At 63.3% G+C, this 14,074-nt stretch carries 10 protein-coding genes and 1 pseudogene; all 11 read left to right on the plus strand.

Annotated elements, in window-relative coordinates; all coding sequences use genetic code 11:
• Positions 1-9 precede the first annotated feature (9 nt).
• Complete coding sequence (gene treZ / locus AC3WMV_RS27820; RefSeq protein ID WP_103369528.1) at positions 10-1,812, plus strand: malto-oligosyltrehalose trehalohydrolase; 1,803 nt, start codon at positions 10-12, stop codon at positions 1,810-1,812.
• Complete coding sequence (malQ, locus tag AC3WMV_RS27825) at positions 1,809-3,887, plus strand: 4-alpha-glucanotransferase (RefSeq protein ID WP_103369526.1); 2,079 nt, start codon at positions 1,809-1,811, stop codon at positions 3,885-3,887. The genes treZ and malQ overlap by 4 nt, the downstream gene beginning before the upstream one ends.
• Entirely contained in the window at positions 3,884-6,652 is a 2,769-nt protein-coding gene (locus tag AC3WMV_RS27830) for a malto-oligosyltrehalose synthase (RefSeq protein ID WP_103369524.1), read from the plus strand. Before malQ ends, AC3WMV_RS27830 begins: the two co-directional genes overlap by 4 nt.
• A gap of 27 nt (positions 6,653-6,679) precedes the next feature.
• Positions 6,680-7,015 carry a DUF2934 domain-containing protein gene (locus tag AC3WMV_RS27835; RefSeq protein WP_103369523.1) on the plus strand — a complete coding sequence of 112 codons (336 nt, stop codon included), beginning with the start codon at positions 6,680-6,682 and terminating at the stop codon, positions 7,013-7,015.
• 223 nt (positions 7,016-7,238) lie between these two features.
• Positions 7,239-9,398, plus strand: a complete 2,160-nt coding sequence (gene glgX, locus AC3WMV_RS27840) for a glycogen debranching protein GlgX (protein WP_103369521.1) — start codon at positions 7,239-7,241, stop codon at positions 9,396-9,398.
• Position 9,399: 1 nt separating this feature from the next.
• Positions 9,400-10,398, plus strand: a complete 999-nt coding sequence (locus AC3WMV_RS27845) for an acyl-CoA dehydrogenase family protein (protein WP_103369519.1) — start codon at positions 9,400-9,402, stop codon at positions 10,396-10,398.
• Positions 10,395-11,168 (plus strand): PIG-L deacetylase family protein, encoded by a 774-nt coding sequence (locus tag AC3WMV_RS27850; protein ID WP_103369517.1) that lies wholly within the window; start codon positions 10,395-10,397, stop codon positions 11,166-11,168. Before AC3WMV_RS27845 ends, AC3WMV_RS27850 begins: the two co-directional genes overlap by 4 nt.
• Positions 11,165-11,764, plus strand: a complete 600-nt coding sequence (locus AC3WMV_RS27855; RefSeq protein WP_049827864.1) for an SAM-dependent methyltransferase — start codon at positions 11,165-11,167, stop codon at positions 11,762-11,764. The genes AC3WMV_RS27850 and AC3WMV_RS27855 overlap by 4 nt, the downstream gene beginning before the upstream one ends.
• Positions 11,761-12,447, plus strand: coding sequence for a glycosyltransferase family 2 protein (locus AC3WMV_RS27860; protein WP_103369516.1), 687 nt, complete (start codon positions 11,761-11,763; stop codon positions 12,445-12,447). The genes AC3WMV_RS27855 and AC3WMV_RS27860 overlap by 4 nt, the downstream gene beginning before the upstream one ends.
• A gap of 157 nt (positions 12,448-12,604) precedes the next feature.
• Entirely contained in the window at positions 12,605-13,363 is a 759-nt protein-coding gene (locus tag AC3WMV_RS27865; protein WP_103369514.1) for a PIG-L deacetylase family protein, read from the plus strand.
• A gap of 300 nt (positions 13,364-13,663) precedes the next feature.
• Positions 13,664-14,074, plus strand: a pseudogene (locus AC3WMV_RS27870) (hypothetical protein); the annotation flags it as partial.

Here is a 14,074-nt window from a genome sequence, read left to right on the forward strand (position 1 = left end):
CTTTTCACAATGCCGTTACGGACCCAAGAAAACTGGCCCCACGGCGCGATCATGCAGGACGCCGAACACACTCAGTTTGCGCTGTGGGCACCGGATGCGTTTTACGTCAGTGTCGAACTTGAAGACGGCCAGTCCTTGCCGATGTTACCGCAGGCAGACGGCTGGTTCGTGATCAAGACCCGGTGCCCGGCGGGCACCCGCTACCGCTTCAATATCGATGGTGAACTGGAGGTGCCGGACCCGGCCTCCCGCGCCCAGGACGGCGACCTTGACCGCCACAGTGTGGTGGTCGATCCGCTGGCCTATGACTGGCGCCACACCACCTGGCACGGCCGGCCGTGGAGCGAAGCGGTGATCTACGAGCTGCATGTCGGCGCATTCGGCGGCTTTGCCGAAGTCGAGCAGCATCTGGCGCGTCTGGTCGAGCTGGGCATCACTGCCATCGAACTGATGCCCCTGGCGCAGTTTCCCGGCACACGCAACTGGGGTTATGACGGCGTGCTGCCTTTCGCACCGCAAGCCTCCTATGGCACTCCGGAACAACTCAAACACCTGATCGACAGCGCCCACGGCCATGGGCTGGCGGTGATTCTCGACGTGGTCTACAACCACTTCGGCCCCGACGGCAATTACCTCGGGCGCTACGCCAAAGGCTTTTTCCGCGAAGACAAGCACACGCCCTGGGGCGCGGCGATCGATTTCCGCCGCCGTGAAGTGCGGGACTTCTTCATTGAAAACGCGCTGATGTGGGTGCTCGAATACCGTTTCGACGGACTGCGCCTGGACGCGGTGCACGCGATCGAAAGCCCGGATTTCCTGCCCGAACTGGCGCAGCGTATTCGTCAGCAGATCGATCCGAGCCGCCACGTCTGGCTGACCGTGGAAAACGAGCTCAACCAGTCGAGCCTGCTTGAAGAGGATTACGACGCGCAGTGGAACGACGACGGCCACAACGCCCTGCACGTGCTGCTGACCGGCGAAACCGACGCCTACTACGCTGACTATGCGCTGCAACCCACCGAACAACTGGTGCGCTGCCTAAGCCAGGGCTTCGTGTTTCAGGGCCACATCACCCGCCACGGCGAACCGCGCGGCGAGCCCAGCGAACACCTGCCCTCCACCGCTTTCATCCTGTTCCTGCAGAACCACGACCAGATCGGCAACCGAGCCTTCGGCGAACGCTTGCATCAACTGGCCGATCCACGCGCCGTGCAGGCCGCCACCGTGCTGTTGCTGCTGTCACCGATGATTCCGCTGATGTTCATGGGCGACGAATTCGCCGCCGAGCAACCGTTCCTGTTCTTCACCAGCCACCACGGTGAACTGGCGGATCTGGTGCGCGAAGGTCGGCGCAATGAATTCGCCGGGTTCAGCGCCTTCGCTGATCCGCACAAACGCGAAAAAATTCCCGATCCGAATGCCGAGCAGACCTTCCACGCCTCGCAGCCTCGCCTGGTCGGCAGCGGCAGCGCAAAACAGCAGGAAACCCTCGCGCTGTACCGGCAACTGCTGCAATTGCGCCACCGCTACATCATTCCCAATCTGTCCGGGACCCAGGCGCTTGGGGCGCACATGCTCGGCTTCGGTGCGGTCAGTGCACGCTGGCGCCTGGGCGATGGCAGTGAGCTGCGAATTGACCTGAACCTCAGCGATACGCCAGTGGTCAACCCTGCACAGACCGACGCCGTGTGGCTGTTTCAACAGCCGCCCGCCGTTGCCCTGTCGGAACCGGGCGTACTGCCCGCGTATTGCGCGCTTGTCAGCCTCACGGCCGCAACCCCCTTGCAACCTCTGGATGGAGAGCGCCTATGAGCGATGCGCAACTGGAAATACTCGCAAGCCGCGCCGGCCTCGCCGTCGACTGGATCGACGCCAACGGCCGCCCGCAGAAAGTCGCCCCGGCGGTGCTGCGCAATGTTCTCACCGGCCTGGGTCATCCGGCCAATACCGCACAGGAAATCGACGCCAGTCTGCTGCAACTGCAGCAAGTGCAGCAGGATCGCCACCTGCCGCCACTGTTGACCGCAGATGTCGGGGTCAGCGTTGACCTGGCCCGCTATTTCGAGCCTGAAACCCCTTGCGAAATCCACCTCGAAGACGGCTCACGGCTTAACCTCAAACTCGACGCCGAAGCGAAACTGCCCGGTATGATCCCGGTCGGTTATCAGCAGGTGCACATCGCCGATCAATATTTCACCCTGGCCGTGGCCCCCGAGCGCTGCTTCAGCGTCGGAGATGCGGTAGACAACCCGATCCCTCGCGTCTGGGGGTTGAGCGCGCAGTTGTACAGTCTGCGCCGCCCCGGCGATTGCGGCTTTGGCGACACCCAGGCGCTGGAAGAACTGGCGCGGGTGGCTGGCGAGCGTGGCGCCGATGCGCTGGCAATCAGTCCGCTGCATGCGATGTTCAGCGCCGACACCGGACGCTACAGCCCCTATTCGCCGTCCAGCCGCCTGTTTCTCAACGCCTTGTATGCCGCACCGGGCGCCATCCTTGGCGAACGCGCCCTGCGTGATGCGATCGACGCCAGCGGTCTGGCCGAGCAATTCCGGCAACTGGAAGACTTGAAGCTGATCCACTGGCCGGCGGCCGCCGACGCCAAACAGAAATTGCTGCAAGCCTTGTACGACGGCTTCGTCGCGGGCGAGCACCCGTTGCATCCGGACTTCGCCAGTTTTCGCCATGCCGGTGGCGAAGCCCTGGAAAACCACTGCCGTTTCGAAGCCATTCAGGAAATGCGCGCCGCCCGTGGCGAAAGCCTCGACTGGCGCGAATGGCCGGCAAACTGGCATGACCCGCGCGGCGCCGCCCTCGAAGCCTTTGCCGAGGAATACGCCGAACGCATCAATTACTTCGCCTTTTGCCAGTGGCTGATCCACCGCTGCCTGGAGCGCGCGCAAACGGCTGCGCGCAGTGCCGGCATGGGCATCGGCCTGATCGCCGATCTCGCGGTCGGTGCCGACGGCGCCGGCAGTCAGGCCTGGAGCTTTCAGGACGAACTGCTCGCCTCGCTCACCGTTGGCGCGCCGCCAGACATTCTCAATCGCTCCGGTCAGGGCTGGGGGATTTCCGCGTTTTCCCCGGAAGGCCTGATCCGCAACGGCTTCCGTGCGTTCATCGACATGCTGCGCGCCAACTTCGCCCACGCTGGCGGGCTGCGCATCGACCATGTCATGGGCCTGCAACGCCTGTGGGTGATCCCCAACGGCGCGGCCCCGGCCGATGGCGCTTATCTGTATTACCCGTTTGACGATCTGCTGCGCCTGCTGACCCTTGAGTCCCATCGACATCAGGCGATCGTCCTCGGCGAAGACCTCGGCACCGTGCCCGACGGTCTGCGGGAAAAACTGAGTGCGCGGGCGATTCTTGGCATGCGCGTGCTGCTGTTCGAACAGGACAACACGTATTTCAAACCGATCCTCGACTGGCCGGACAACGCGCTGGCGACCACCAGCACCCACGATCTGCCGACGCTCAACGGTTGGTGGCATGGCCGCGATATCGACTGGAATGCGCGTCTGGAATTTGTCGACGCCAACGGTGAAATCGAATGGCGCCGCCATCGCCAGCGCGAGCGCGAAGGCTTGCGCGGGGCCTTGAGCCAAGACCCGCAAAATTTTCGCGAAGAGTCCCACGAAGCCGATCAAGTGGTCGACGCCAGTGTGCGGTTCCTCGGCCACACCCGTGCACCACTGGTGCTGCTGCCGCTGGAAGATGCGCTGGGCATCGACGAGCAGGCCAACCTGCCGGGCACCATCGACAGCCACCCGAACTGGTCGCGACGCCTGCCCGGCAACAGCGAAGCGTTGCTCGATGGCGCCGATGCCGCGCGCCGCCTCGAACTGCTGGCCTGCGCCCGCCTGCAAGCTGCCGAGCGTGACCAATGAACCAGACCCTCATCCAACCCCTGCGCGCCACCCTGCGCCTGCAATTTCACAAGGGTTTCACTCTGGAACAGGCGGTGCCGCTGGTGCCGTACTTTGCCCGCCTCGGCATCAGCCACATCTATGCCTCACCGCTGCTCGCGGCCCGCGCCGGTTCGATGCACGGCTACGACGTGGTCGACCCGACCCAGGTCAATCCGGAACTCGGCGGCGAACCGGCGCTGCGTCGTCTGGTCAGCACCCTGCGCGAACACGGCATGGGCCTGATCCTCGACATCGTCTCCAACCACATGGCGGTCGGCGGCGGTGACAACCCGTGGTGGCTCGATCTGCTGGAGTGGGGCCGACTGAGCCCTTACGGCGAGTTCTTCGACATTCAGTGGCACTCGCCGGACCCGTTGATGGAAGGCCAGTTGCTGTTGCCGTTTCTCGGCAGCGACTACGGCGTCGCGCTGCAGGAAGGCACGCTGAAACTGCGCTTCGATGCGCAGCAAGGTCGCTTCCACGTCGAGCATTACGAGCACCACTTCCCGATCTGCCCGAATGACTACGGCGAGTTGCTTAAACCGGTCGAAGCGCTGAAATCCCTGGCCGATCGTTTCAGCACCCTGAGCTACCAGACCGACGCCCATGCGCTGGCAATGCCGCTCAAGGCTGAATTGAAGGAGCTGGCAAGCGATCCGCAAATTCTCGCCGCGATCGAGGAAAGTCTCGCGCATTACGACTCCACGACTGCAGAAGGCTTCGACAAGCTGCACCAGTTGCTCGAACGCCAGAGCTACCGTCTCGCCAGTTGGCGCACCGCCGCGGACGACATCAACTGGCGGCGCTTTTTCGACATCAACGAACTCGGCGGTCTGCGCGTCGAGCGTCCGGCCGTGTTCGAAGCCACTCACGGCAAGATCTTTCAGTTGATCGCAGAAGGCCTGGTCGACGGTTTGCGCATCGACCACATCGACGGTCTCGCCGACCCCCGTGGCTATTGCCGCAAGCTGCGGCGGCGCCTCGACTTGCTTGCGCCGGATCGGCACTTGCCGATCTACGTCGAGAAGATTCTCGGTGCCGGCGAAACCCTGCGCACCGATTGGGCGGTGGATGGCAGCACCGGTTACGAGTTCATGAATCAGCTGTCGTTGCTGCAACACGACCCCGATGGCGAACATGTCCTCGGCGACCTGTGGCAGCGCCGTACCGAGCGCCCGGCTGCGTTCATCGAAGAAGCGCAACTGGCGCGCCAGCAGATCCTCAACGGCTCGCTGGCCAGCGATTTTGAAAGCGTCGCCCAGGCGCTGCTGCAAGTGGCGCGCGACGACCTGATGACCCGCGACCTGACCCTCGGCGCAATTCGCCGGGTGTTGCAGGCGCTGATCGTGCATTTCCCGGTGTATCGCACTTACATCAATGCGCTGGGTCGCGCGGCGCAGGATGAACAGTTCTTCGAGCAGGCCATGGACGGCGCGCGGCAGACGCTGGGCGAAGGCGACTGGCCGGTGCTTGACTGTGTGGCGGCCTGGCTCGGTGGCACGCCCTGGCGGCAAAAGCCGCGCGGGCGCTCGCGCAAGATCCTCAAGCACGCTTGCGTACGCTTCCAGCAACTGACGTCGCCGGCAGCGGCCAAAGCCGTGGAAGACACCGCGTTGTATCGCTCGGCGGTGCTGCTGTCGCGCAACGACGTCGGCTACAACACCGAGCAGTTCAGCGCACCGGTCAGTGATTTCCACGCGGTCAATCAGCAACGGCTGGCGGCGTTCCCCGACAACTTGTTGGCCACCGCTACTCACGACCACAAACGTGGCGAAGACACCCGCGCACGACTGGCGGTGCTCAGTGAACGCAGCCACTGGTACGCCGAACAGGTGGAGTTGTGGCGCGCCCTCGCCCGGCCGTTGCGCGACGATGATCAAGTGCCGTCGTCCGGTGATGAACTGATCCTGTATCAGGCGCTGCTCGGCAGTTGGCCGCTGCAACTGAGCGATGACGATCAGTCAGGTTTCAGCGACTACGCCGAACGCATCTGGCAGTGGCAACAGAAAGCCCTGCGCGAAGCCAAGTTGCAAAGCAGTTGGAGCGCGCCGAATGAAACCTACGAAAACGCTGCGCAGACGTTCACCCAACGCCTGCTCACCGGTGATGAAGGTGAGCTGCTGCGTGCCGCACTGAGCAAGACCGTCAACAGCATGGCGGCAGCCGGCGCCCTTAACAGTCTGGCGCAAACCTTGCTGCGCATGACCGTGCCGGGGGTGCCGGATCTGTATCAGGGCAACGAGTTCTGGGACTTCAGCCTGGTCGATCCGGACAACCGCCGGCCGGTGGATTACGCCGCGCGCGCGCAGGCTCTGGACGGACACGCGCCGCTCCCGGAGCTGCTGGCGAACTGGCGTGACGGGCGCATCAAGCAAGCGTTGATCGCCGAGGTGTTGAACCTGCGCGCCGAACACGCCGAGCTGTTTCGCCGGGGCACGTATCAGGCCTTGGAGGTGCTGGGCGAGCAGGCGCACAACGTGCTCGCATTCGCCCGTGAGCACGAGGGCCGCTACGCCATCGTGATCGTGCCGATCCGCTGCGCGACGTTGCTGGAAAACAGTGCCGTGCCACAGGTGGATGCGCTGCGCTGGGGCGATACACGGGTGGTTTTACCGTTCGCCGCCTCTGACACAAACCTGAAGGGACTTTTTCACAGCAGCGCAGTCACAAAAAACAGGGAGCTGAACGTCAGCGCCGCGCTGGGGGATTTCCCGGTCAATCTGTTTATCCAACTCTTTACGTAACGACGAGTTCAGTTCAGGAGCATTGCGATGAGTACCGACGATAAACGCATCCGCGAGTTTGCCTATCAGATCTGGGAATCGGAGGGCAAACCTGAAGGTCATGAAGCGCGTCATTGGGAAATGGCGCGCAAACTGGCCGAAGCCGAGGCCCTCGCGCCGAAGAAGTCGCCAAAGGCTGCGGGCAGTAAAACCGCCGGCAAGACTGCGACCGGCAAAGCGAGCGAAGGCAAGACCCCGGCGGCCAAGCCCAAGGCGCCTGCGGACGCCAAAGCCAAGCCTTCCAGCGCCGCCAAAGTGATTCCACCGGGCGAAAAAGCCGCCGAGAAAAAGCCGCGCGCCCCCCGCAAGCCCCCGGCCAACTGACACACCCGGATTATTGAACTGAATGACCGTGTGGCGGGTTCGCTCGCCACCGAGGACTCACTCGTCCTCAAGAAACATACAACCTTCCTGTAGGAGTGAGCCTGCTCGCGATAGCGATGTATCAGGCGAAATCGCGATTGAATGTCAGACCGCTATCGCGAGCAGGCTCACTCCTACAAGGTTTTGTATCAGCCGAGAATATCCCCGATTTGCAGGAGCAATCATGACCCGTCCAAAGAATGCCGAGCCCGCAGCGCACGCTGAACCTTCGAGAATCCGTGAAGGCCTGCCCTTCCCGCTCGGTGCGACCTGGGATGGTCTGGGGGTTAACTTTGCACTGTTTTCCGCCAATGCCACAAAGGTTGAACTGTGCATCTTCGACGATGCCGGCGAAGTCGAACTCGAGCGCATCGAACTGCCGGAATACACCGATGAGATCTATCACGGCTATCTGCCCGATGCCCATCCCGGGCTGATCTACGGCTACCGCGTGTATGGCCCGTATGACCCGGCGAACGGCCATCGCTTCAACCACAACAAACTGTTGATCGACCCGTACGCCAAACAACTGGTCGGCGAGTTGAAATGGTCCGAGGCGCTATTCGGCTACACCATCGGCCACCCCGACGCCGACCTCAGTTTCGATGAACGCGACAGCGCGCCGTTCGTGCCCAAGTGCAAGGTCATCGACCCGGCGCACACCTGGGGCAACGACCATCGGGTCAGCGTGCCGTGGGACAAAACCATCATCTATGAAACCCACGTACGCGGCATCAGCATGCGTCACCCTTCGGTGCCGGAGAACGTGCGCGGTACCTTTGCCGGGTTGATGGTGGATGACGTGCTCGAACATATCCGCAAACTCGGCGTTTCGAGTGTGGAATTGCTGCCGATCCATGCTTTCGTCAACGACCAGCACCTGCTGCAAAAGGGCATGACCAACTACTGGGGCTACAACAGCATCGCCTTCTTCGCCCCGGATCCGCGTTATCTGGCCAGCGGCAAGATCGCCGAGTTCAAGGAGATGGTCGCGCACCTGCACGAGGCCAATCTGGAAGTGATTCTCGACGTGGTCTACAACCACACCGCCGAGGGCAACGAACAAGGTCCGACCCTGTCGATGCGCGGCATCGACAACGCCTCCTACTACCGCCTGATGCCCGACGACAAGCGCTATTACATCAACGATTCCGGCACCGGCAACACCCTCGACCTCAGTCACCCGTGCGTGCTGCAGATGGTCACCGACTCGCTGCGCTACTGGGCCAGCGAGATGCATGTCGACGGCTTCCGCTTCGACCTGGCAACGATTCTCGGGCGCTATCACGACGGTTTCGACGAGCGTCACAGCTTCCTCGTCGCCTGCCGTCAGGACCCGGTGCTGCGTCAGGTGAAAATGATCGCCGAGCCGTGGGACTGCGGCCCCGGTGGCTATCAGGTCGGCCACTTCCCGCCGGGCTGGGTCGAGTGGAACGACAAATTCCGCGACACCGTGCGCGCGTTCTGGAAAGGCGACGACGGCCAGGTTGCCGACTTCGCCAGCCGCATGACCGCGTCCGGCGAGATGTTCAATCAGCGTGGACGGCGGCCGTACTCGTCGGTGAACTTCATCACCGCCCACGACGGTTTCACCCTCAACGATCTGGTGTCGTACAACGACAAGCACAACGAAGCCAACGACGAGAACAACCAGGACGGCAGCAACAACAACCTGTCGTGGAACCACGGCGTCGAAGGCCCGACCGATGATCCGGAGATCAATGCGCTGCGCCACCGGCAGATGCGCAACTTCTTCGCCACGCTGCTGCTGTCGCAGGGCACGCCGATGATCGTTGCCGGCGACGAATTCGCCCGCACCCAGGACGGCAACAACAACGCCTATTGTCAGGACAGCGAGATTGGCTGGGTCAACTGGGACCTGAGCGAGGACGGCAAGGCGCTGCTCAAATTCGTCAAACGCCTGATCAAGTTGCGTATGGCTTATCCGATCCTGCGTCGCGGGCGCTTCCTGGTCGGCGAATACAACGAGGACATCGGCGTCAAGGACGTCACCTGGCTGGCGCCGGACGGCACCGAGATGACCACCGAGCACTGGCATGACGCGCACAACCGCTGCCTGGGCATGCTGCTCGACGGTCGCGCGCAGGAAACCGGGATCCGCCGCAAGGGTGCCGATGCGACGCTGCTGCTGGTGGTCAACGCCCACCACGACATCGTCAACTTCAGCCTGCCGGAAGTGCCGGAAGGCAGTTTCTGGACCTGCATGATCGACACCAATCAGCCGTCGATTCGCGGTCAGGAACGCTTCGATTTCGGCCATGAATACTCGGTGACCGGCCGTTCGCTGCTGCTGTTCGAACTGCAACGCGAAGAAGAAGACTGATATGGACCTGCACAGTTATCTGGCGCGCCGCCCGCCCGACTATCGCGACACCGCCGCACTCGGCCATTGCCTGCGGGCGCTGGTCGAGGCCGGTCTGGATCAGTTGCCGTTACCGGGCAGCGGCCGCACGCTGGAGCGTTTTCAGCGTCTGGCTGAAGTCGGCGGACATGATCTGGGCTTGTGCAAACTCTACGAAGGCCACACCGACGCATTGGCGATCATCGAACAGCTCGGTGGTTCGCCCACACCGGGCAGCACTTGGGGCATGTGGGCGGCTGAACCACCGCAGGCTCGGGTGCAGGTGCGACCGGCCGGGCACATGGTGCGCCTCGACGGGCGCAAGGCCTGGTGCTCCGGGGCGGCGGTGCTCAGCCATGCGCTGCTCACCGCGTGGGACGCCGAGGACCGTCAGCAACTGGTCGCAGTGGCACTTGATCAACCGGGCGTGACCATCACCGATCAGGGCTGGCAAGCGGTCGGCATGGGCGCCACCGGCAGCGTTGAAGTGCTTTTCGACGGCGCCGAAGCCCAGGCCATTGGCGAACCCGGCGACTACCTGCATCGTCCGGGTTTCTGGCAAGGCGGGATCGGCATCGCCGCGTGCTGGTACGGCGCGGCGCGGCAGATCGCCGAGGCACTGCGTCAACACTGCGCGCAACGTCAGGAGCCGCACGCCTTTGCCCACCTCGGCGCGGTCGATTCGGCGCTGTACGCAGCGGCCAATGTGCTGCGTTTCAGTGCGTTGCACATCGATACGCATCCCGAAGCCAATGCCAAACTGTTGGCCCGGCGTGCCCGCGCCGTGGTCGAGCAATCGGCTGAGCAAGTGATGCGCGAGACCGGTCGGGCGCTGGGTGCCGGGCCATTCTGCAAGGATCGGCACTTCGCCCGGTTGAGCGCCGATCTGCCGGTGTTCCTGCGCCAGAGCCATGCCGAGCGTGATCTGGCGGCCCTTGGCCAAACGCTGGCTGAACACCCCGAGGAGGCCTGGACGCTATGAATGCCGCTAATAAACCCGATCCGATCATCGGCCACCAAGGCACTTCACTGCTGCAATGGCAACATTCGCGGCACCTGGCGGCGCTGGACAGCGTCGATGTCCTCAGTCTGGTGCCACCGGGCGCGCGGGCGGTGATCGTCGCCCCGCACCCGGACGACGAAGTGCTCGGTTGCGGCGGAATGTTGCAGTTGCTGGCCGCCGCCGGGCGTCAGTTGCAACTGATCTCGGTCACCGATGGCAGCGCCAGTCATCCCGGCTCCGAGTGCTGGTCAGTCGAACGCCTGAGCGTGGTACGGCCGCAGGAATCGGCCGAAGCCCTGCGCCGACTCGGCGTGCCGCTGCACCGGATGAAATGGCTGCGCGGAGGGTTCAGTGATAGTCAGGTCGCCGCGGATGAGCCGTCGCTGGTCGCGTTCATCGAACGCCACCTGCGCCCGGGCGACGTGGTGTTCAGCACCTGGTGCGAGGACGGCCACTGCGATCACGAAGCCGCCGGCCGCGCCAGTATCGAAGCCGCGCGGCGGGTCGGCGCCACTTGCCACGAATTGCCGGTATGGACCTGGCACTGGGCCTCCCCCGAAGACGCTTCGGTGCCGTGGCAGCGCGCACGAAAGATTCTGTTGTCCCCCGAGCAAGTGGCGCGCAAACGCCACGCAGTACACGCATTCGCCAGCCAACTGGAAGGCGACCCGCAAGCCGGCCTGCAACCGGTACTGGCGCCGTACGTGCTGGATCGTCTGCTGCAACCGTTCGAAGTGGTGTTCCTATGAGCGTCGATGATCGTTACTTCGACGGATTGTTCAGCGCCAACGACGATCCTTGGGCCTTCCGCGAGCGCTGGTACGAACAGCGCAAACGCGCTATCACCCTCGCCGCCCTGCCCCGCGCGCATTATCGGGCGATCTTCGAGCCCGGCTGCGCTAATGGCGAACTCAGCGCCGAACTCGCCGAGCGCTGCGACCGCCTGCTGTGTTGCGACACCGCCAGTGCCGCGGTGAATCTGGCGCGTACCCGATTGAGCCTGTTTGACCATGCCGAGGTGCGCCAAAGTCGCCTGCCCGGTGACTGGCCGGAGGAAAAATTCGACCTGATTGTATTTAGCGAAATCGGCTACTACCTCGATGCCCAGGATCTGACAGAAGTGATCCGCCGCATCAGTGAATCCCTGACGGCTGACGGCCAGTTGCTGGCCTGCCACTGGCGCCCGCCCATCGATGGCTGCCCGCTCAACGCGCGGCAGGTACATGACCTGATTCACGAGCAATTACCGCTACCGCGTCTGGCGCTGCATCAGGAAGCCGACTTCATCCTTGAAGTCTGGAGCCGTGAGCCGCGCTCGGTGGCCGCACTGGAGGGCCTGCGATGATCGGCATTCTGATTCCTGCGCATAACGAGCAAGACCTGCTGGAACAGTGCCTGACGGCCGCCGTGCGCGCCAGTAAACACGGGCTGCTGGCCGGCGAGCCGGTCGAAGTGCTGGTGGTGCTCGACAGCTGCACTGATCGCTCGGCGCAGATCGTCAGCGGCTTTCCGGTACTGAGTCTGCACATCGACGCCCGCAACGTCGGCCAGGCCCGGGCCGCTGGCGCGCAGGTGTTGCTGGAGCGTGGCGCGCGCTGGATCTCCTGCACCGACGCCGACAGCCGTGTGGCCGAGGACTGGCTGGTGGCACAGTTGGGGCTGGGTGCGGACGCGGTGTGCGGCACGGTGACCGTCGAACATTGGGATCAGACATTCGACGAAAGCGCGCAAATTCGCTATCACAGTCACTATCAGGCGCGGGACGGGCATCGCCATATCCACGGCGCCAATCTCGGGGTCAGTGCCGATGCTTATCGCTGGGCCGGGGGATTCGCCCCCTTGACCTGTGATGAGGACGTGCAACTGGTGCGGCAACTGGAATTGCTCGGTGCCGACATCGCCTGGAGCCATCGCCCGCAAGTGCATACCAGCGCCCGTCTGGACAGCCGTGCCCGGGGCGGATTCGGGGACTACCTGCGAAAATTGGTACAGTTAGACATAAAAAAAGCGGATCAGATTGATCTGTGACGCGACGAACCGGTTTTCATGAGCAATACTCTGCTGCGCGGCAATCCAGGGTTCGGAGCGTCGCACAGCAATCCATTCGCCTTCACGGGTCGAGCGCACCTGCCTTTCTACGGTGCAGATTCGATTGAGGGCCTGACTCGACAAGGACGTAGCACCCATGAAACCGTTATTCCTCAACGAAAACCCGCCGCCGGTACAGATCTGGAACAGTTCCCCGCAGCTGGACAACATTCCCGTCATCAACACCCATAGCCTCGTTCCCCCCGGTGCTCGCGCCGTCGTCGTCGCCCCGCATCCGGGTGATGAAGTGGTGACCTGTGGCGGGCTCCTGCAATTGCTCTCCAGCCTCGGTCATCCGCTGCAACTGCTGTCGATCACTGATGGCAGCGCCAGCCATCCCGGCTCGCGACAGTGGTCGGAAAAACGCCTGAGCGTGTTCCGTCCGCAAGAGAGCGTCGAAGCCCTGCGTCGGCTCGGCCTGCCGATGCACAGTCTGAAATGGGTGCGCGGCGGGTTCACCGACAACGCGCTGCTCGAACGCGAGACCGAAATCAGCAGTTTCATTTCGCGTTATCTGCGCCCCGGCGACGTGGTGTTCAGCACCTGGCGCAACGACGGCAACGACGACCACGAAGCGGTCGGACGTGCCAGTGCCAAAGCGGCAGCCCAAGCCGGAGCCACCTATCACGACGTGGCAGTCTGGGCCTGGCACTGGCCGGAGCGCGAGCAGAGCCTGATCCCCTGGGATCGTGCACGCAAACTGCGCCTCGACACCTGGACCGTGGCGCGCAAAAGCCACGCCACCCACGCCTATGCCAGCCAGCTCAAGGGCGAACCGGCGATCGGCATCGCGCCGATGCTGCCCCCGGTGATCCTGGAACGGATGCGCCTGCCCTACGAAATTGTCTTCATCTGAAACACCCACCCCCTGTGGGAGCGGGCTTGCTCGCGAAAGCGCCGGTTCAGTCACCTGTGATGTTGAATGTGCCGGCCTGTTCGCGAGCAAGCCGGCACATTCAACATCACAGGTGACTGAACCGGCGCTTTCGCGAGCAAGCCCGCTCCCACATTGATAGGCGGCGAGCCAGTGGCCAGGGCTCACGACCGTTCATCGCAAATACGTCCTTACCTGTAATTTCTGACAGTAGCCAACGCTCGCCACCTGCCCCTAAATAACCCAGAGCCTTTGCCCCCCCACGACTCTGGAGTCTTCAGCATGCTTATTCAGCCCCCTCGCCTCCCGCCCCCCGAGACTCTGCGGCAACTGGAAATACCCGACCGTACGCAGCCAGCCCTGGAGGGAGGGGTGTGGGGGATCAATATTGCCGCCGCGCAGTTGCTGGCGCCCGACAAGGGGCTGAAAGTCTATTGTCCACCTTGGGACCGTATGGGTTTAGGTGACCACATCGAGCTGCTGCTCGACGGTATTCAGGTCGACCAGACCACCCTCGTCAAGCCAGAGGATGTCGGCGAGCGTGTCACCCTGTATGTCCCGCCCCAGCGCTTCGTGACCGGGACCTATACGCTGCAATATCGGGTCAAGGTATTCCAACAGACTCCGGAAACTTCGCTGCCTCCGGTGAATATCTTCGTCAAACTCGACCGGCCCGGCGGCAAGGATGAAAAC

It is taken from the genome of Pseudomonas sp. FW305-3-2-15-E-TSA4, assembly GCF_058787295.1.

Excerpts from the sequence above, each read along its gene's own strand:
- AC3WMV_RS27830 (WP_103369524.1), top strand. The coding sequence starts at position 3,884 with ATGAACCAGACCCTCATCCAACCCCTGCGCGCCACCCTGCGCCTGCAA.
- glgX (WP_103369521.1), top strand. The coding sequence starts at position 7,239 with ATGACCCGTCCAAAGAATGCCGAGCCCGCAGCGCACGCTGAACCTTCG.
- AC3WMV_RS27835 (WP_103369523.1), top strand. The coding sequence starts at position 6,680 with ATGAGTACCGACGATAAACGCATCCGCGAGTTTGCCTATCAGATCTGG.
- AC3WMV_RS27845 (WP_103369519.1), top strand. The coding sequence starts at position 9,400 with ATGGACCTGCACAGTTATCTGGCGCGCCGCCCGCCCGACTATCGCGAC.
- AC3WMV_RS27865 (WP_103369514.1), top strand. The coding sequence starts at position 12,605 with ATGAAACCGTTATTCCTCAACGAAAACCCGCCGCCGGTACAGATCTGG.
- AC3WMV_RS27850 (WP_103369517.1), top strand. The coding sequence starts at position 10,395 with ATGAATGCCGCTAATAAACCCGATCCGATCATCGGCCACCAAGGCACT.
- AC3WMV_RS27855 (WP_049827864.1), top strand. The coding sequence starts at position 11,165 with ATGAGCGTCGATGATCGTTACTTCGACGGATTGTTCAGCGCCAACGAC.
- malQ (WP_103369526.1), top strand. The coding sequence starts at position 1,809 with ATGAGCGATGCGCAACTGGAAATACTCGCAAGCCGCGCCGGCCTCGCC.
- treZ (WP_103369528.1), top strand. The coding sequence starts at position 10 with ATGCCGTTACGGACCCAAGAAAACTGGCCCCACGGCGCGATCATGCAG.
- AC3WMV_RS27860 (WP_103369516.1), top strand. The coding sequence starts at position 11,761 with ATGATCGGCATTCTGATTCCTGCGCATAACGAGCAAGACCTGCTGGAA.